Origin of the sequence: Paenibacillus sp., assembly GCF_035645235.1 — a bacterium.
In the GTDB taxonomy this organism is placed as follows: domain Bacteria; phylum Bacillota; class Bacilli; order Paenibacillales; family YIM-B00363; genus Paenibacillus_AE.
This window is the reverse complement of record NZ_DASQMZ010000098.1, coordinates 1-17,495: the sequence shown is the minus strand read 5'-3', so window position 1 is coordinate 17,495 and position 17,495 is coordinate 1. Positions and strand designations below refer to the sequence as shown.

At 58.5% G+C, this 17,495-nt stretch carries 16 protein-coding genes; 12 read left to right on the top strand and 4 right to left on the bottom strand.

Translation table 11 applies throughout. From position 1 onward, the window contains the following. Nucleotides 1-5: 5 nt before the first annotated feature. Nucleotides 6-413 carry a MerR family transcriptional regulator gene (locus VEZ38_RS08920; protein WP_324892999.1) on the bottom strand — a complete coding sequence of 136 codons (408 nt, stop codon included), beginning with the start codon at nt 411-413 and terminating at the stop codon, nt 6-8. Nucleotides 414-766: 353 nt separating this feature from the next. Between VEZ38_RS08920 and VEZ38_RS08915 the strand changes: the two genes are divergently transcribed. The 3 genes from VEZ38_RS08915 to VEZ38_RS08905 are packed head-to-tail and all read left to right on the top strand — an operon-like array spanning nt 767 to nt 3,961. Beyond that, a complete protein-coding gene (locus VEZ38_RS08915) occupies nt 767-2,113 on the top strand; it encodes an ammonium transporter (RefSeq protein WP_324892998.1) in 1,347 nt (448 codons plus the stop codon). A 43-nt stretch (nt 2,114-2,156) separates the two neighbouring features. Then, a complete protein-coding gene (locus VEZ38_RS08910; protein ID WP_324892997.1) occupies nt 2,157-3,227 on the top strand; it encodes a DUF294 nucleotidyltransferase-like domain-containing protein in 1,071 nt (356 codons plus the stop codon). Beyond that, on the top strand, nt 3,224-3,961 hold the full coding sequence (locus VEZ38_RS08905; RefSeq protein WP_324892996.1) for an exonuclease domain-containing protein: 738 nt from the start codon (nt 3,224-3,226) through the stop codon (nt 3,959-3,961). Before VEZ38_RS08910 ends, VEZ38_RS08905 begins: the two co-directional genes overlap by 4 nt. Nucleotides 3,962-4,043: 82 nt before the next feature. On the opposite strand, the gene VEZ38_RS08900 is transcribed toward VEZ38_RS08905, so the two are convergent. Next, nucleotides 4,044-5,378: an MFS transporter gene (locus VEZ38_RS08900; protein WP_324892995.1), complete on the bottom strand. Its 1,335-nt coding sequence runs from the start codon at nt 5,376-5,378 to the stop codon at nt 4,044-4,046. Nucleotides 5,379-5,535: 157 nt separating this feature from the next. On the opposite strand from VEZ38_RS08900, the gene VEZ38_RS08895 reads away from it, so the two are divergent. After that, nucleotides 5,536-6,072, top strand: coding sequence for a TlpA family protein disulfide reductase (locus VEZ38_RS08895; RefSeq protein WP_324892994.1), 537 nt, complete (start codon nt 5,536-5,538; stop codon nt 6,070-6,072). A gap of 117 nt (nt 6,073-6,189) precedes the next feature. Here the strand turns inward: VEZ38_RS08895 and cimA are convergent, their stop codons facing one another. Continuing rightward, entirely contained in the window at nt 6,190-7,809 is a 1,620-nt protein-coding gene (gene cimA / locus VEZ38_RS08890; RefSeq protein ID WP_324892993.1) for a citramalate synthase, read from the bottom strand. A 168-nt stretch (nt 7,810-7,977) separates the two neighbouring features. On the opposite strand from cimA, the gene VEZ38_RS08885 reads away from it, so the two are divergent. From VEZ38_RS08885 to VEZ38_RS08865, 5 genes are all read left to right on the top strand, one after another. Then, nucleotides 7,978-9,261, top strand: coding sequence for a DNA polymerase IV (locus VEZ38_RS08885; RefSeq protein WP_324892992.1), 1,284 nt, complete (start codon nt 7,978-7,980; stop codon nt 9,259-9,261). Continuing rightward, nucleotides 9,258-9,749 (top strand): hypothetical protein, encoded by a 492-nt coding sequence (locus VEZ38_RS08880; RefSeq protein WP_324892991.1) that lies wholly within the window; start codon nt 9,258-9,260, stop codon nt 9,747-9,749. Before VEZ38_RS08885 ends, VEZ38_RS08880 begins: the two co-directional genes overlap by 4 nt. A gap of 75 nt (nt 9,750-9,824) precedes the next feature. Then, nucleotides 9,825-10,061, top strand: coding sequence for a ferredoxin (locus VEZ38_RS08875; RefSeq protein WP_138192153.1), 237 nt, complete (start codon nt 9,825-9,827; stop codon nt 10,059-10,061). 163 nt (nt 10,062-10,224) lie between these two features. Beyond that, nucleotides 10,225-12,945: an Ig-like domain repeat protein gene (locus VEZ38_RS08870; protein WP_324892990.1), complete on the top strand. Its 2,721-nt coding sequence runs from the start codon at nt 10,225-10,227 to the stop codon at nt 12,943-12,945. 42 nt (nt 12,946-12,987) lie between these two features. Beyond that, a complete protein-coding gene (locus tag VEZ38_RS08865; protein WP_324892989.1) occupies nt 12,988-14,517 on the top strand; it encodes a stalk domain-containing protein in 1,530 nt (509 codons plus the stop codon). 110 nt (nt 14,518-14,627) lie between these two features. Here the strand turns inward: VEZ38_RS08865 and VEZ38_RS08860 are convergent, their stop codons facing one another. Then, complete coding sequence (locus VEZ38_RS08860) at nt 14,628-14,768, bottom strand: hypothetical protein (protein ID WP_324892988.1); 141 nt, start codon at nt 14,766-14,768, stop codon at nt 14,628-14,630. 159 nt (nt 14,769-14,927) lie between these two features. Here VEZ38_RS08860 and VEZ38_RS08855 point away from each other — a divergent pair, with 159 nt between their 5' ends. Genes VEZ38_RS08855 through VEZ38_RS08845 form a run of 3 tightly spaced genes read left to right on the top strand, consistent with a single transcriptional unit; the run spans nt 14,928 to nt 17,316 of the window. Beyond that, nucleotides 14,928-16,013 carry a quinone-dependent dihydroorotate dehydrogenase gene (locus VEZ38_RS08855; protein WP_324892987.1) on the top strand — a complete coding sequence of 362 codons (1,086 nt, stop codon included), beginning with the start codon at nt 14,928-14,930 and terminating at the stop codon, nt 16,011-16,013. A gap of 35 nt (nt 16,014-16,048) precedes the next feature. Further along, nucleotides 16,049-16,855, top strand: a complete 807-nt coding sequence (locus tag VEZ38_RS08850) for a GTP pyrophosphokinase family protein (protein WP_324892986.1) — start codon at nt 16,049-16,051, stop codon at nt 16,853-16,855. Then, nucleotides 16,852-17,316 carry a DUF309 domain-containing protein gene (locus VEZ38_RS08845; protein WP_324892985.1) on the top strand — a complete coding sequence of 155 codons (465 nt, stop codon included), beginning with the start codon at nt 16,852-16,854 and terminating at the stop codon, nt 17,314-17,316. Before VEZ38_RS08850 ends, VEZ38_RS08845 begins: the two co-directional genes overlap by 4 nt. Nucleotides 17,317-17,495: the final 179 nt, after the last annotated feature.

Here is a 17,495-nt window from a genome sequence, read left to right as displayed (position 1 = left end):
AAAGCTTAGACGAGCGGACCTTTGCCGAGCAGCAGCAGCAGCGCTTCGATGCACGCGGCGGTCTGCGGCGACAGCGACTTGAGCAGGCTGCGGGCTTGCTTCGGCTTGAGCTGCTCGAGGATCGGGGCGATTGCCTTCGCCTCTCGCTCGAGTTGAATCATCTGCAGCCGCAGCGCCGTCAACCGATCGGTCACGGCTTCCTCGGACGTCACCTTCCCGATGCCGAGCAGCAACCCCTTGATTTCTTCTAAGGTAAGTTTTTGCTGCTTCAACCATTCAATACGTTTCAGCTGTTGCAAGGTTTCGTCTCCGTACAGGCGATAATTGGTCGACGAGCGTTCGGTCGGTTCGATCAGACCGATCTTGGTGTAATAGTCGATCGTGCGGGGGCTTACCTCGCACAGCGCCGCCAATTCGCCGATTTTGAACAGCTTTCTATCCCCACCTGCCTCACCTCGCGTTACGTATAAATTTTTTCCTAATAATACTTCTATGATAACGAACCCCAAAGCATACAGTCAAACGTTACGGTTTCCGAAAGTCTGGACAAAATTGTGAACGCGGCGCTTGTGATTTATTGTAAGTGTAAATAAAACTAACACTTATGATGATTTACGTCCGAATATAGAGTTGGAATCAGCGTTCATGTTAAGTAATTTTGTTAAAACTAAAAAAACTATTGTCAATGTGGTACTTCATGCTTATAATGGCATTAAGGTTTTCAAAACGTGTTAGATAACGTAACACAAACGAGGAGTGGTCACAGATGTTGAAAAAGGTACTTTTGGCAGGAAGCGCGATGAGCATGCTGTTCCCGACGCTAGCCTTCGCGTCCGAAGGACCGTCGAGCACGGTGCTCGATATGGGCTTGAACACGATTTGGCTTATGCTCTCTTTCATTCTGGTTCTCCTGATGCAAGGCGGCTTTATCTTGCTTGAGACGGGCTCCACTCGCATGAAGAACGCAGGCCACGTCGCCGGCAAGACGATCTTCACGGTCGGCCTCGGCACGTTGGTATTCTGGGCGGTCGGCTACGGCTTTATCTGGGGCGAAAACTCCAATCCGTTCATCGCGACGGGCAGCTTCTTCTTCGCTCCGCCGATCGGCGCCGAAGAAGGGTACCCCGCCTCCATCGATTTCTTGTTCCAGCTCGCATTCGCGATGATTTCCCTCACCGTCGCTTTCGGCGGATTCGCGGAGCGCGCGAAGCTGTCGGTGTACGTGTTATTCTCGATCTTGTTCACGGCTCTCGTTTACCCGGTGATCGCGCACTGGATTTGGGGCGGCGGGTGGCTGACGGGCCACAAGCAAGACTTCGCCGGCTCTACGGTCGTTCACTTGACCGGCGCCGCGGCGGCGCTTGCGGCTACGATTCTCTTGAAGCCGCGTATCGGCAAATTTAACAAAGACGGTACGGCGAACGAAATTCACGGCCACAACCAGGTGTATACGGCGCTCGGCGTACTGCTTCTGTGGGTCGGCTGGTTCGGTTTTAACGCAGGCTCCACCTTGTCCGTAGGCGACGGTTTCCTCGGTTACGTCGGCTTTACGACGATGATCGCGACGGGCGCCGGCGCGGTAGCGGCGATGTTCATCTCTTGGTTGTCTTCCGGCAAAGCCGATATTACGACCACGCTTAACGGTACGCTCGCCGGTCTCGTCGCTATCACTGCCTCTTGCGCTTTCGTCGACCCTTGGGCGGCGGTCGTCATCGGCTTGGTCGCAGGCGTCTTGGTATACGGCAGCATGAAGCTGTTCGAGAAGCTGAAAATCGACGATCCGATTTACGCGCTTTCCGTTCACGGCACGGTCGGGATCTGGGGGACGTTGGCCAACGGCATCTTCGCTTCCCCGGCGCTCGTCGAGAGAGTAGGCATCGGCGAAGCGGGCCTCATCTACACGGGCAGCTTCAGCCAGCTGTGGGTGCAATTCTACGGGGTGGCGGTATCCGGTTTGTTCGCCTTCGTCGTCTCCTTCGTCCTGCTCTTGATTATTAAAGCGATCGTCGGCCTGCGCGTCACGGAAGAGCAGGAGATCGTAGGTCTTGACTTGAGCGAGCACGGCGTATACGGTTATCCGGAGCAAATGAAGAAGTCCTCGGTTAACGGCTAATATCCTTAAGCATTTGAACCTTAGAAAAGGAGCTGTCGTCGAAATGCTGCAGTGGGACGAAATAGAACGTCAAGCGCTCCGAGCTTCGGACGTAACCGAGCTTCGGGGGCTTCGAGACAACATCCACGAAGCTTTCGACGCAGCCCGTTTCGCGGAGGGCGCCGTCACGGTGGACGTTGTCAACCGACTGCACGACGCGCTTATTCGAACGACGCTTGCCATGACCGAAAAACGGGTCCGAACGTCCTATCCGGGCGTTCCGCCCGTTTCTTCGTTTGTCGTTGTGTTGTTCGGCAGCGGCGGGCGCAAGGAGCAGACGTTGTGGAGCGATCAAGACAACGGTCTCGTCTACGAGGTCGCGCCGGGCGCCGACCTCGTAGCGGCCGAACGTTATATGGCGGAGCTGGGCGCCGCCTTTCAGTCGGATTTGGAGGCGGTCGGTTATCCGCCGTGCGAGGGCAAGGTGCTCGTCTCCAACCCGGCGTGGCGGAAATCGCTCGACGGCTGGCGGGCGACGCTGTCCGAATGGTTCGAGCGGCCGGCGTTCGAGACCGTTCGGCATTTATTGATTTTGGCGGATGCCCGGCCGATCTATGGGGACGTCCGGCTGGCCGAAGCGCTGCGCGGCGAGCTGTTCGCGCGAGTCGCGGCCGAGCGGGAGACGATGCTGCCTAGAATGCTGCAAAATACGCTTCGGTACAAAGTGTTGGTGGGCGTCTTAGGCAATTTACTGACGGAGCGTTACGGCGAAGACGCCGGCGGCATCGATTTGAAATACGGCGCTTATCTTCCGATGGTGAACGCGATAAGATTGTTGTCCCTCGGCGAGGGCGCGGAAGCGACGTCGACGTTGGAACGCATAAGCGCCTTAGAGCTGAGCGGCCGCGTGTCGCCCGAATCGGCGCGCCGGTGGAGCGAGGCGTTCCGCACGATCCTGAAGTTAAGGACGATGACGCCGTATCGGCTCGAGAACGGAATCTATACGACCAAAGGCATCCTGGCGGCCAAGACGCTAACGAAGGAAGTAAAGCGGGAACTGAAAGACGCATTGCGCGTCGGCGCGAGCTTGCAGCGGCTCTTAAAGCGAACCTTCGGTACGGAGGGGCACCTATGAAGGAACGCAATCGACCCCCGAGAGGGATGTGGTCTCTGTACAAGATGGGCGGTCTCCCGCCGGCGATCCATTCGGTCTTTAACCCCCAGAACGCGCAGCAGATGGCGTTCATTCGTCAAGTGATGAAGCGGCAGCGGAAGGATTTCATCATGGAAACGCCGTTGTCCGAGGTGGAGGTGGTCGTCTTCGACCTGGAGACGACCGGCTTTCATGCCGCCGGCGGCGACGAAATATTGTCCTTCGGCGCGATCGCGGTCAAAGGGGAACGGATCGTCGAGGAAGAGACGTTCTATACGCTTGTTAATCCGGAGCGGGATATTCCTGCGGAAATCGTCGAGCTGACGGGCATCCGGCGGGAGGATGCGGCGTCGGCGCCGAGCGTCATGGAGGGGCTGCGGCAGTTTTTCGAATTCGTCGATCGGCGCATGCTCGTCGCCCATGCGTCGGCGCATGACAAACAATTTTTGAACGCCGCTTTGTGGCGAACGTCTAAGGTGCACATGACGCATCGGGTGCTCGATACGATCATGATCGCGAAGTGGCTGGAGCCCAAGCGCAAGGATTATTCCCTGGACGCTCTGCTCGAAGAACACGGCATCCCGATCACCGTGCGTCACCACGCGCTCGAAGATTCGCGAATGACCGCGCAGCTGTGGGTGTCGTTCCTCCGCGTCGTACGGGACCGCAATATCCATACGCTTGGGGAGCTGTATTCGTATTTAAGCCAGACCTGAACAGGAAGCGAAGAGGGCTGTGTCGAAAGGAGGATTTCCGCCTTCGACACAGCCCTTGTTCTGTTCGCGTTCCACGATATCGTTACGACGCCTTCTGCGGCTTGCGGGCGATATTCGGCTCCGGTCGCACGAGGAAAAAGACGAGCGCGAGGGCGATTAACGCAAGCGACGAAAGCATAATGAACACGATGTTTTCGTTGTTCTCCATCAGCGCGCCGATCAGCGGAGGTCCGGCGGCGACGCCGAGGAAGCGCAAGCTGTTGTAGATCGACGTGATCATCCCGCGTTGGCTCTTGTCCACGGCGCCGGTAATCATCGTATTTAGGCACGGAAGCAGCAAGCCGGTTCCCACGCTGCTTAATGTGATCAGCGCCATGAAGGCGACGAGGTGCTCCTTGTTCCACACCAGCGTAAGGCCGAGCGACGCGGTCGATAAAATCAAGCCGATGTTCATAAGCCAGCGCATCAGCGTGCCGTTCTTCTTTATCACGCTGCCTGTCGTGTAGGACGTAATGACAAGGCCGGCGAGCGGGATGGCGAGCACCAGTCCCTTGATAACGCCGTCCAAGCTGTAGGGCTTCTCTTCCAAAATTTCCGACAGGTAAAACAGGATGCCGAACAACGTAAACAGCCCGAGGCTGCCTGCGAAGAACGACGTAATGAGCCAGCGTCCTTTCCCCTTTAAAATCTGGCCGATCGTGTGCAAATATTTGCCGAGCGGCTGTTTCCCGCTCGATTTCTCTTGCGGCTCCTTAATCAGGAACATAACGGCGAGCAGGGACAGGACGCAAAACAGCGGGAAGGCGAAGAATGCGGCGTACCAAACGATGAGCGCCAGCGCCGCGCCGAGAATCGGACTGACGACCTTGCCGAAGCCGTTCGACGCCTCGGTTAACCCGAGCGCCTTACTCTCCGTCGCGCCGTTGTACAAGTCGCCCACCAGCGCCATGGCGATGGGCGCCGTGCCGGCCGCTCCCAGTCCCTGAAGGGCTCTGGCCCAAATGACGACGGAATACGATCCCCAAACCGCGCCGAAGCCCGCAAGCACGCCCGCTGCTCCGTATACGATCAGAGAGGGGATGATGATCGCTTTCCGGCCGAATTGGTCGGATAAGTAGCCGACGACGGGAATAAATACGCCCGCAGTGACGGAAAATAATGTAATGACCAAGCTGCTTTGGAAATCGCTGACATGGAGCTCGCGCTGCATATCGGGCAAGATCGGAACCAACATCGAGTTGCCGAGGACGAGCACTAGCGGAATGCTGGCGATCGCGATGAATTCCCAAATCTTTCCCTTCGACTGCGGCTGCTTGTCCTTGCCGGAGCCGCCTCCCTTGGCCGAAGCCTCCGGCTCGTGCTCCTCCATGTCGCTCTCGAACGAAATATTCAATCTTCGCGACTTTGTCTTTTCCAACCCGAATCGACTCCTCCGGTAGAAGAATAAACCTAATGTACCCGACGTCGGAAACCGTCATTCGGGGGAAGGGATGGAAACGAGCAGGGCGGCCGCGGCGTGGAATTTTTACGGGAAAACGGGTATCATAAAGGGCAGGAAAGGTGCGTGCATCGACATGAGGAAAACATGGGCGGCGCTCGGACTCGTCGTCGCGCTCGCGGCGATCGCGATCGTGCAGCAGCTGGCCGCAGCGCAAACCGTCGCTACGCCGACGGAGGTCGCGCCGAAGATCGGCTACCTTGCGCCGACCTTCGAGCTGGAGACGATCGAGGGCGGCAGGCTGGGCATCCAACGAGGAGAACGGGAGAAGCCTGTAATCGTGAATTTCTGGGCGTCCTGGTGCGATCCGTGCCGCTTGGAGGCGCCGATTTTGTCGGCGTTGTACGAAAAGTACGGCGATCGAGTGGATATTTACGGCGTCAACGGCATCGACACCGACGACATGGCGAGCGTAAGAGCGTTCATAGAATTATACGAATATAAATTTCCGACGCTGCTGGACCGCAAAGGCGAGGTGTACGATTTGTATCGGGTCATGGGGTATCCGACGTCGTATTTTATCGACCGGGACGGCGTCGTGCGCGATATGATCGTCGGTTTGCCGGGGCATGCCGAATTCGAGCGCAGGCTCGTGAAATTAATTGACCGATAAAAATCCCGGTCCTTGCCTTACGAAAAAAACCTCCCGAAATTCCGCGGATACCCGTTAAAAAGCAGGGGACCGGCGAAAATCGCGGGAGGTTTTGTTCGTTCCTTATGATTCAGCGCGTTAGTGATTAATGATGCCGACGCGTTCGACGCGCTCTTCGCGGTTGTCGAGCACGACCGTGCGCCCGATCAATGCGTACCGGATACTGTCGAGAATCGCTTCCCAGCTCGCTTCGATGACGTTCTCGCTGACGCCGACCGTGCTCCAAGTCGCGTTATAGTCGGACGACTCGATGAGCACGCGCACTTTGGCGGCCGTCGCGTCTTGATCGTTAATGACGCGCACTTTATAGTCCGTTAAGTGAATGTCTCGGATATCCGGGTAATACGTCTCCAGCGCTTTGCGCAGGGCGTTGTCGAGCGCGTTGACCGGTCCGTTGCCTTCCGCGGCCGTATATACGGTCTCGCCATGCACTTTCACCTTCACGATCGCTTCGGACGCGACCGGGTTGTCGCCGGTCTTCTCGACGAGCAGCTTGAACGATTCGATCGTAAAGACGTTTTCTTGCTTGTCGTACGCCTTGCGAATCAGCAGCTCGAGCGACGCGTCCGCGCCTTCGAACTGGTAGCCGCGATGCTCCATATCTTTAATCGTCTGGATGAGACGCTTCGTCGATTCGTTTTCCAAGTTGAAGTCAAGATTGAGTTCTTGCGCTTTAAATACAAGATTGCTTTGGCCCGCCAGCTCCGAGACGAGAACGCGTTGGCGGTTGCCGACAAGCTCGGGCTCGATGTGCTCGTAAGTTTTCGAGTGACGAAGCACCGCGGATACGTGGATTCCGCCTTTGTGGGCGAAGGCCGCGCTGCCGACGTACGGCTGATTGACCGGCATGCTGACGTTCGCGATCTCGCTGACGTAACGGGCGACGTTCGTCAACGTCTTGAGTTGCTCGTCCGTCACGCATTGATAGCCGAGCTTCAGCTGCAGGTTCGGGATGACGGAGACGAGATTCGCGTTGCCGCAGCGCTCGCCGACGCCGTTGAACGTGCCCTGAACTTGCCGTGCGCCGGCTTGAACGGCGGCGAGCGAATTGGCGACGCCGAGCTCGCAATCGTTATGCGCGTGGATGCCGACCGGCGTCTTGACGGAAGCGACGACGTCGGCGACGATCGCGCCGATCTCGCCGGGCAGCGAGCCGCCGTTCGTATCGCACAGCACGATCCAGTCGGCCCCGGCCGCTTCGGCTTTCAATATCGTCGCCAGCGCGTATTCGCGATTATTCTTATAGCCGTCGAAGAAATGCTCCGCGTCGTAGATGACCTCGAGGCCTTGCGACTTCAAATATTTCACGGAATCGTAGATCATGGCCTCGTTCTCTTCCAGCGTCGTCTGCAGCGCGGTCGTCACTTGGAAGTCCCAAGACTTCCCGAAGATCGTCGCGACCCGGACGCCCGAGTCGAGAATGGCTTGCAGATTGGCGTCGTCTTCCGGCTTTACGCCCTTGCGGCGCGTGCTCCCGAAGGCCGTTACCTTGGCGTGCTTAAGCTGCAGGGACGGCGCCCGCTTGAAAAACTCGATGTCCTTCCCGTTGCTGCCGGGCCAGCCGCCCTCGATATAATGAATGCCTAATTCGTCCAGCTTGGCGGCGATTTTTAATTTATCCTCGACGGTCAGGCTGACTCCTTCGCCCTGGGTTCCGTCGCGTAACGTAGTATCGAAGATGGTGACTTGCTGCGGCATGCCGGCGTCCTCCCTGCTTTCGTTCTTGTTCCGTAAATGCGCGTATTTCGAATATTATAGCACGGTTTGGTGGGATGGAGTACCCCTTTTCCCTACGGGGGGCTCGCTTGACCGGGCGCGGCCTCGCGAGTATGCTGTAGGCATTAGCCGGTAGGACGGGATCGAACGATGGAAAACGCGGATGCGTACCCGCGCAGCGGGAGAGTCATATTGCATATCGACATGAACGCTTTCTATTGCTCGGTGCACGAGGCGGCGGAGCCGGAACGGTACCGCGGCAAGCCGACGGCGGTCGCCGGCAGCGTCGAAGCGCGCAAGGGCATCGTCGTCACCTCCTCGTACCCGGCCCGCGCCCGCGGCGTGCGCACCGGCATGACGGTGCGGGAGGCGATGCGGCTTTGCCCGCAGTTAATTCTATTGAAGCCGGATTTCGATTTATATAGAAGCTATTCGCTCGCGTTCCTGCGTATCGTCGGCGACGTGTCGCCGCTCGTGGAGCCTGTGTCGATCGACGAATGTTACGTCGATATTACGGGCTCTAAGCAATTCGGCCCGCCCCTCGCGATTGCCGAGGAGCTTCAGCGGCGCATTCGGGAGGAATTGGGGCTTCCTTGCTCGATCGGCGTCGCTCCCAATAAGCTGCTTGCGAAGATTGCGTCGGATTTCAAGAAGCCGAACGGTCTTACGGTGCTGCGGCTGCGCGACGTTCCGAACGTGCTGTGGCCCCGTCCCTGCGTCGAGCTGCACGGCATCGGCGCCAAGACCGCGGCGAAGCTGGAGCGGCTCGGCATTCGGACGCTCGGCGCGCTCGCGGCCGCGGACGAAACGTTCCTCGTCTCTCATTTCGGGACGAACGGGCATTGGTTAAAGCGCGCCGCGAACGGGAGGGACGACGCGCCGGTCGTCGCCGGGCGGGAGCAAGCGAAATCGGTGGGACATACGGTGACGCTGCCGGAGGACGTAACCGAGCCCGCGGAGGCGCGACGGGTATTGTTGAACTTGGCCGATCAAGTGACGCGGCGCCTTCGGCGCAAAGGGCTGATCGCGGCGACGGTGCAAATTACGATACGGCGGCCGGATATGAAGACGATCACCCGCGCGACGACGCTCCCGGCCCCGACCGACGAGGCGGCGGCCGTGCATCGGGCCGCTTGCGCGTTATTCGAGAAGCATTGGCCGGCGAGAGCGCCCGTCCGGCTTCTCGGCATCGCGTGCCAAAACCTGCGCCCTAAGGAAGACGTGCCGCAGCAGCTCGATCTGTTCGAGTTTCGCGAGCAGCCAAAGAAAGCGGAATTGACGAACGTCATGGATCGCATCCGGGACAAATTCGGGGAAAGCGCGATTTTGACCGCGGGCATGCTCGGGGACGATCCGGCGACCCGGATAAGAAATAAGAAGGAACGAGGCACGTCGCTGCAGATGGATCACTTGGAGAGGAATGAGGAACAATGAGAGCAGAGCGATTTACGCCCGCAGTCGCCTTCGTCGGCCATGCAGACAGCGGGAGGGCGACGCTGGCGGCGCAGGTGGCGCGATATTTCCATGGCCGGAGCCTGCGCGTGCTGGCCGTCGTGGAGGCGGAGTCGCCGTCCGACGACTTGCGGGAGAAATTTGCCGTCGCCGGCGCGAGCGACGTGCGTTTCGCATCGGGACCGGGGACGCCGGCCGGCGGCTTCGATCCGGAAGGAGCGTTCGACGTCGTCGTCGCGGTCGGCTTCGCCCGTTCCGACGCGCCCAAGGTATTCGTCTTTCGCACGGAGGAGCAGGCCGCGGAGCTTGAGCGCGCGGTACCGCCGGTCGTCGCGGCCGTGACGAAGGGAATCTTCTCCAAGGAAAACGAAGCGGGGATTTCGGTTTATTATTTCCACGAATTGGACGAGCTCGTGGACGAGCTTTCGAGGCGATTGCTGACGGGAAATTCGCCGTCCGATATCGTTTGAATTTTGAACAAGGTTGTATTATGATGACTAGTGAGGCTTGCAACATCAAGGGACGAGAATAGGGAGGAATTATTCATGGCAAAGTATACGTGGGTAGATAAAGAGACCTGCATCGCATGCGGCGCATGCGGCGCGACTGCCCCAGACATTTACGATTACGACGACGAAGGCCTTGCCGAGGTCATCTATGACGGCGATAACAACCGCGGCGTGACGGAAATTCCGGAAGATTTGTACGACGATCTTCAAGATGCGTCCGACGGCTGCCCGACGGATTCGATCAAAATTCAAGATTCGCCGTTCGACAACTAAGAGCAGGAAATCGAACGACAAGCCTTCCAGAGCCTAACAGGCGAAGGAAGGTTTTTTGCGTTTCTCCCATTTCGTAATATTTTCATTGCGTGGTCGTCCTTAACGCCGTAAAATGGGGGTGGGCGTTCCCTTATTCAACGCCGATAGGTAGGAGGACGAGATAGTGAGAAGAGCGAAACGATGGGCGATCGCGATGTTGGTTTTCACCGTTGTTTTCAGCATGTTCGGCGGTACGGCCTTCGGCGCGTCGACCCGGTACGCGCTGGTGACGGACGTGACCGGCACCGTGAAGGTGACGAAGGCTGGCGGTTCGAAGGAAATTCGTGTATTTAACGGCATGGGCCTCAACGAAGGCGACAAGATCAAAGTCGAGAAGGGCAGCAGTTTGACGCTCAAGGTGGCCGATCGGGACGACGAGGTCGTGCTCGGCGAAAACTGGAGCGGCACGTTGTCGAAGCTGAAGGCGAACGCAAGCGGCGGCACGGACACGGCCGTGAAAACATGGGCCGGCTCGATGTATAACAACGTGCAGAAGATGACGGGTACCAGCAATACATATAAGGTAGACACGCCGACCGCGGTCATGGGCGTGCGGGGAACGCACTTTACGGTGTCGATCGATCCGATTACCGGCTTGCCGACGATGTTCGTCAGCGCGGGCAAGGTGTCGACGAGCGATCCGGAGCAAGACGATTCCACCGTAGTGCTGCCTTCGCAGCAAGTTACAGTATACCCGGATGCGCCGCCGGATGCCGGCGTCGAATACGTCGATCCGAACCAAATCGTCAATAAGGCCGACAAAAGCGTCATCGCGGCGATGCTGAAGAATAAGACGGAGATCGACGAAGAAAACGAAGAGATCATTAACGAACTCTCCGAGGGCGATGACGCAGAAGAAGAGAGTACGTTGAGTCTGGAAGAGCAGGAAGCCCTGGATCGGTATAAAGCGAACGTCGAGAATGCGTTGTTCAACATTCTTAAGACCGCGGTGGACACCGGGACGATCGACGAGGAAGAAGCCGGGGAAATCATCGAAACGGCCAACCAAGGGATTGAAAGCCAAGATCGTCAGTTCGACTTGACGCGGGAAGTGAAGCCGATCGATCGGACGGCCGGCGTAGATCCGCAAGCGGAGCAACAGCGCCAGCAACGGCGTCAGCAGGCGGAGCAGAAGACGAACCAGAATGTGCAGCAGAAGGAAGAGAAGAAGCAGGAAGTCATCACGAACAACCAACAAGTTCTCGAGCAAATCGAGACGAAGAAGCAAGAGCAGCAACAGCAAAACCAGCAGAAGCAAGAAGAAAAGCAGCAACAAGCGGTCGAGAAGAAGCTGGAGACGCTGACCGAAGCGGAGCGTCAAGCGCTTCAGCAGCGCGTCGAGCAGAAGAAAGAGCAGAAACAGCAGCAGCAGCAACAACAGCAACAGAACTCTAACAATAACAATAATAACAACAATAACAACAATAACGGCGGCAACGAGACGCCGACGACGGTCGGGACGACAACGACGCTGACGCTCGGGAAGTCGTCGATCGTCGCGGGCGAGCCGTTCACCCTGAGCGCGACGGCAACGCGGACCGCTTCCGGGACCCCGGTGCCGAACGGCACGAACGTGACGTTCAAGCTTCGCGGTTCGACGGTGACGTTCGGCACGGTGCAGACACAGAACGGCGTGGCGACGCTGAACGTATCCGCCGCAGACAGCCTCGCGAAGCTCGCGGTCGGGGCAAACCAGCTTGAGGTGTTTACGTCCTCGACGTCGACGACGCAGTCGAATACGTCCATGCCGAAGACGTTGACCGTCTCGGCGGCGACTACGGAAGTGGCGCTTGGCGTCAGCAACGAGTCGCCGGCGCTCAACACCTCGGTGACGTTCACGGCGACCGTATCTGCTAAATCGCCGAGTCAGGTCGTTCCGACCGGAACGGTTAAGCTGTATCAGGGCACCACGCAGATGTCCGGGGACGTTACGGTGAACGCCAACGGCGTCGCGACCTTCAGCAACGTTTCGGTTTCCGGGGCGGCGGGCAGTAAGTCGTACCGGGCGGTCTATACCCCGGACTCGACGAAGTTCTCGTCGAGCGAAGGCACGAAGTCGATTACGGCAACGACGGCGACAACGACGGCATTGACCGTATCCAACGGGGCGCCGGCGCTTGGCTCGACCGTCACGTTCACGGCGACGGTGACGCCGGATGCGAGCGGTGCGGGGACGCCGGTCGGAACGGTTACGCTTTACGAGGGAGCTACGGCGGTTTCGAACCCTGTCGAGCTAATGAACGGCGTCGCGAATATCCCATGGACGGTTTCGGGGGAGACAGGAACGCGTAACTTTACGGCGAAATTTACGCCGTCGTCGACGAGCTTCGCCGCAAGCGAGAGTAGTCCTCCCACGACGCTCAATGTTAGCCCGGCACCAACGGTTATTCCTGAGGTTTATATCACGAGGGGCGCCACAACGGGCGATACGTTCGACGTGCTAGTTCAACTGAAGAACTTTACAGATGCCAACAAGATTTACGGCCTGCAGCTCAACTTCTTGCATAAGCCGGATATCGCAGGGAATTCGCAATCGTCTTATTACAATACGACTAAGTTTACTAATAGTTCGATAGCGGTGGATGCGTTGACGCCACACCACGGAACAATCAACGGAGTGTCAATGGTGGAGAGTATCTACGCGTTCACTTTGTTCAATACAACTGAGGGCGTCGCATTCTCGGCGACGGGCGAGACGGCAGCGACAATTCCGTTCAAGGTAACCGGTTCGGATACCGCGATGCAACTCGTATACTGGCAGTTCGTGAATGCATCCGGTGAGGCAATAGACGTTAAGGTTTATGTAAACGGGACTTTGGTTACCACAGCCTCTGGGAACTTATAAGGAGATCATATGAAAATTATTCGAACTTTAGGGATTGGCGGTTTGGCGGCAACGCTCCTCTTCGGAGGGGCGGCCGTCGCCGGCGCGGCATTGTATTCTCCGGAAGGCCGTCCGTTGATCGAGACATTCGACGCCGCGGGGAGCGGGCAATACGACGAGTTGAACGGAGCCGCGGCGGAAGCGTCGTTCCGGCATCCGGGCGGCGTGCTGGTGTTGAAGGACGGCTCCGTGCTCGTCGCGGACACGGGCAACCACCGCATTCGCATCGTCAAGGACGGCCAAGTGTCCCACTTCGCGGGTACGGAGGTATCGGTGTTGTTCGACGACGCCGGTCTGCCGGTCGGCGCGCTCGGGGACGGCACCAGCGACTTGAGCTTCTTCTGGAGCCCGGTCGGGCTCGCGGCCGACGCGAAGGGCAACGTATACGTCGCCGACAAAGACAACCATGCGATTCGAAAAATCGATGCGGCCGGCAACGTTACGACGCTGGCGGGCAACGGCGTCCTCGGACTTGAGGACGGCAAAGGCGAAGCGGCGGCATTCTACGCGCCGTCCGACGTCGCGGTGGATGCGGCCGGTAACGTCTACGTCGCGGACACGCTGAATCACGCGATTCGAAAGATCGACCCGAGCGGAAGCGTCACGACGCTTAACGCGCTCTCCGAACGGACCGTCGAAGTGTTCGAGGGCGTCATCGACGAAGCGGGCGACTTCAAAGACGGGCCGCTTGCGCAGGCGCTCTTCAACGAGCCGGCGGGTCTGGCGATCGACCCCAAAGGCAATCTATACGTCAGCGATACCGGCAACCAGCGCATCCGCTATATCGATTTCGCGGCAGGCACGGTAACGACGGTCGCCGGCGGCGGGACGTACGCGGACGAGGCGCTGTATGTCGAGGGCTTCTACGTCGACGGCGCGGCGGCTGACGCACGGTTCTACAGCCCGAAAGGGCTGGCGCTCGATAAGGACGGCGGCTTGTATATTGCCGACAGCCTGAATCACAGCATCCGGTACTTGAAGGACGGGAAAGTCGTTACGGTCGTCGGCAACGCGAACGGCGAATACGGCGTAGTCAACGGCGTCGACGAGAAGGCGCAAGTCGACTATCCGTCGGACGTCGCGATCGACGCGAGCGGGAACCTGTACATCGCGGATATGTATAATAACAAGATCCGCAAGGTCGAGTTTTACGCCTTGCCGAACGGCTGGACCGCGAACGGCAGCATTCGCGTCCTGTATAACAACAAGGCCGTCACGTTCGACGCGCAGCCGGAAATTCGTTCGAGCCGGACGATGGTGCCGGTGCGGGCGATCGCGGAAGCGATGGGCTATGACGTCGCTTTCGAAGGCAACGATATCGTCTTGACCGGCGCGAGCGGAACGATCAAGCTGACGGTCGGCAAGCTGGAAGTGACGCAGACGGTCGGCAAGACGACGAAGACCGTGGCGATCGACGCGGCGCCGTACGTGGAAGGAAGCCGGACGTACGTCCCGGTGCGCTTCTTCGCGGAGCAGATCGGCGTCGCCGTCGACTGGCACGCCGAGACGACGACGGTGCTGTTGCGAGACTAATCGACTCGAAGCAAGTGGAGCGGTTCCCGACGGGGGGGCCGCTCTTTTGCGTTCTACGAAAACAGGGCCGCCTCCGTCGAAGGAGACAGCCCCGCATAATGGGAAGTTTCTTAATTATTGACGAACACGATTAAGGCGACTAATAAGAGGACGACAACGCCGACCGCGACGCCGGTAATTTGGAGCGCCTTCGGGTTGCCTTCGTCTCGCTTCGGCTTCCGCAGCGGCGGCAGCGTCTTTCGCTTGGCCATGACTATTCTCTCCTTCGGTGACGTCAGGTAAAAGATACGCATCTTTATTGTAAACGGTTTCTGTGCCCATTTCAACGGATCCGGGCGCGATGCTTTCTTTTTCATGGGAAAACTTTTACACTATGGAGATAGACCAAGAAGGAACGGGCAGGGGATTATATGTTATATACATTGGCGAAATCGGTGTTGTTCCGGCTCGACCCCGAGCGGGCGCATCATTGGACGATAGACGCTTTGTCCGCCGCGCCGCGCATTCCCGGCGCGTTGACGGCTTTACGAGGCTTGTACGGCGTACCGCAGACGGCGGAATTGGCGACGACCGCGTTCGGACTGTCCTTCCCGCATCCGGTCGGCTTATCGGCCGGTCTGGACAAGAACGGAACGGCGGCGGAAGCGTTCGCCGCCATGGGCTTCGGCTTCGTCGAAGTGGGCACCGTTACGCCGAAGGGCCAGCCCGGCAACGAAAAGCCGAGACTGTTCCGGCTGAAGGAGCATGAGGCCTTAATCAACCGCATGGGCTTCAACAACGTCGGCGCGGAGGCGATGGCGCGAAGCTTGGCGGGTTGCCGCCTGCCGGTCCCGCTCTTCGTCAACATCGGGAAAAACAAATCGACCCCGAACGAAACCGCATTCGAGGACTACGTGAGCAACCTGCGAACCTTGTACGGACACGGGCAAGCGTTCGTCGTGAACGTCAGCTCGCCGAACACGCCGGGACTGCGCAGCCTGCAGCAGGGCGACGACATGCGGCAGCTGCTGCAATCGGTCGCCTCCGCGAGAGACGTCTTAGCGGCGTCGGCGGACGGCGGGAAGAAGCCGATCCTCGTCAAGATCGCCCCGGACTTGACCGACGAGCAACTGGCCGATACGGTGGCCGCAGTGGTCGCTTCCGGCATCGACGGCTTAGTGGCGACGAATACGACGCTGTCGCGGGAGGGGCTCGCCCATCGTCATGCGAACGAAGCCGGGGGCTTAAGCGGCAAGCCGCTTCGCATCCGATCGACGGAGGTCATTCGCGACGTGTATCGGCACACGGGCGGGACGCTGCCGATCATCGGCTCGGGCGGCATCTTTACCGCCGACGACGCATATGAAAAGATACGGGCCGGCGCCTCCCTCGTACAGGTGTACACGGCGCTGATTTACGAAGGCCCCGGCCTCGTTCGGCGATTGGCGGAGGGCATTCGGGAGCGCGTCCGAGCGGACGGCTTCAACAACGTGTCCGAGGCGGTCGGCCGAGGGTGAGCCTGAAGCGTCCATGGCGACAGGAGGTGACTCGAATGGACGGTAGAGACTGGGGGAAATTCCTCATTCCCTATGAGCAAGCGGTCGAAGAGTTGAAAGTGAAGTTCAAGTCGATGCGCGTAGAGATGAAAAAGAGGGAAGAATATTCGCCGATCGAATTCGTGACGGGGCGGGTCAAGCGCGTATCCAGCATATTGGAAAAGGCGAAACGGTTAAGCGTTCCGATGGAAAAGCTGGAAGAAGGCATCGAGGATATCGCAGGGATCCGCATCATGTGCCAGTTCGTGGCGGATATCGAGCAGATGGCCGATTTGATCCGAGCGCGCAAGGATATGAAGGTGCTCTACGAGAAGGATTATATTAAAAATTATAAGCCAAGCGGATATCGCAGCTATCATATGATCGTGGAGTACATGGTACAGACGGCGCTCGGCATGAAAAAGATTTTAGCCGAAATTCAGCTCCGCACGCTTTCAATGAATTTTTGGGCGACGATCGAGCATTCCCTCAGCTACAAGTTCCGGGGCAATCTGCCGGAGCATATCCGAGAGCGGCTGCAGAGCGCCGCGGAAGCGTCCTTCAAGCTGGACGAGGAGATGTCCCAAATCCGCGAGGAAATCGTAGAAGCGCAAAAGCTGTTCGAGGATCAATCTTCGCTCGTCAGCCAAGTGCTCAACGACATCCAGCAATTGTACTTCTACAATCGGGCGAAGGAAGCGCAGCAATTTCAAAACCGTTTTAGCGAGTTATGGGGCTCGGAGGACGACCCTTGGCGCCTGCGGGAGCTTTCGGAGCAAATCGGCGCCGCGCTCGTCTTGGCGAAGAAGGAGAATCGATCGTGACAGAACATCCCCGACCTTCGGACTCGTCCGCGCCGGGCGTGCCGGCATCTCGCTACGACCCGCTGTACGTCGCGTTCGTCGCGTATTTTAACCGGGAGAGGGACTACTTCGAATGCCACGAGGTCATGGAGCAGCTGTGGCTCGAGGAAGCGCGGGACCCGCTGTATCAAGGGCTTTTGCAGGTAGCGGTCGGCTTGTACCACCATCGGAACGGCAATATCGACGGCGGCGTGAAGCTGCTGGCGGCGGCGGTACGCAAGCTGGAGGGGCATCCGCCCGTCACGTTGGGCATTCGGCTCGACAAGCTGCTAGCGGACGCCAAGTCGCATCTGGCGGGGCTGGAGCGGCATGCGGAAGAGCCGTTCCCGTTCCGGGACCTTGATATCGATATCGTCGACCCGGCGCTGTCGGAGGCGGTCGACGCGTTCGTCCCCGGCGAAGAGGAAGAAGCACATCGGTAGAAAACGGGGCGGCCGACGTATAAAAAACCTCCCTCCGCGTGAAGTGCACCCCTTATAGTGGACATTGGATAAACACCCTGTGTTTAAAACCGATGAATACTATAGGGGGTGCTTCTCGTTATGGCAAAAAAGGGACAGAAGTTTGAATCGTATAGCTTTGAGTTGAAGAAGCAAGCCAT

What these genes read in the sequence shown, in the direction of transcription:
- VEZ38_RS08885 (WP_324892992.1), top strand. Translation starts at nt 7,978, where the DNA reads ATGGAAAACGCGGATGCGTACCCGCGCAGCGGGAGAGTCATATTGCAT.
- VEZ38_RS08850 (WP_324892986.1), top strand. Translation starts at nt 16,049, where the DNA reads ATGGACGGTAGAGACTGGGGGAAATTCCTCATTCCCTATGAGCAAGCG.
- VEZ38_RS08880 (WP_324892991.1), top strand. Translation starts at nt 9,258, where the DNA reads ATGAGAGCAGAGCGATTTACGCCCGCAGTCGCCTTCGTCGGCCATGCA.
- VEZ38_RS08895 (WP_324892994.1), top strand. Translation starts at nt 5,536, where the DNA reads ATGAGGAAAACATGGGCGGCGCTCGGACTCGTCGTCGCGCTCGCGGCG.
- VEZ38_RS08860 (WP_324892988.1), bottom strand. Translation starts at nt 14,768, where the DNA reads ATGGCCAAGCGAAAGACGCTGCCGCCGCTGCGGAAGCCGAAGCGAGAC.
- VEZ38_RS08905 (WP_324892996.1), top strand. Translation starts at nt 3,224, where the DNA reads ATGAAGGAACGCAATCGACCCCCGAGAGGGATGTGGTCTCTGTACAAG.
- cimA (WP_324892993.1), bottom strand. Translation starts at nt 7,809, where the DNA reads ATGCCGCAGCAAGTCACCATCTTCGATACTACGTTACGCGACGGAACC.
- VEZ38_RS08855 (WP_324892987.1), top strand. Translation starts at nt 14,928, where the DNA reads ATGTTATATACATTGGCGAAATCGGTGTTGTTCCGGCTCGACCCCGAG.
- VEZ38_RS08910 (WP_324892997.1), top strand. Translation starts at nt 2,157, where the DNA reads ATGCTGCAGTGGGACGAAATAGAACGTCAAGCGCTCCGAGCTTCGGAC.
- VEZ38_RS08875 (WP_138192153.1), top strand. Translation starts at nt 9,825, where the DNA reads ATGGCAAAGTATACGTGGGTAGATAAAGAGACCTGCATCGCATGCGGC.
- VEZ38_RS08915 (WP_324892998.1), top strand. Translation starts at nt 767, where the DNA reads ATGTTGAAAAAGGTACTTTTGGCAGGAAGCGCGATGAGCATGCTGTTC.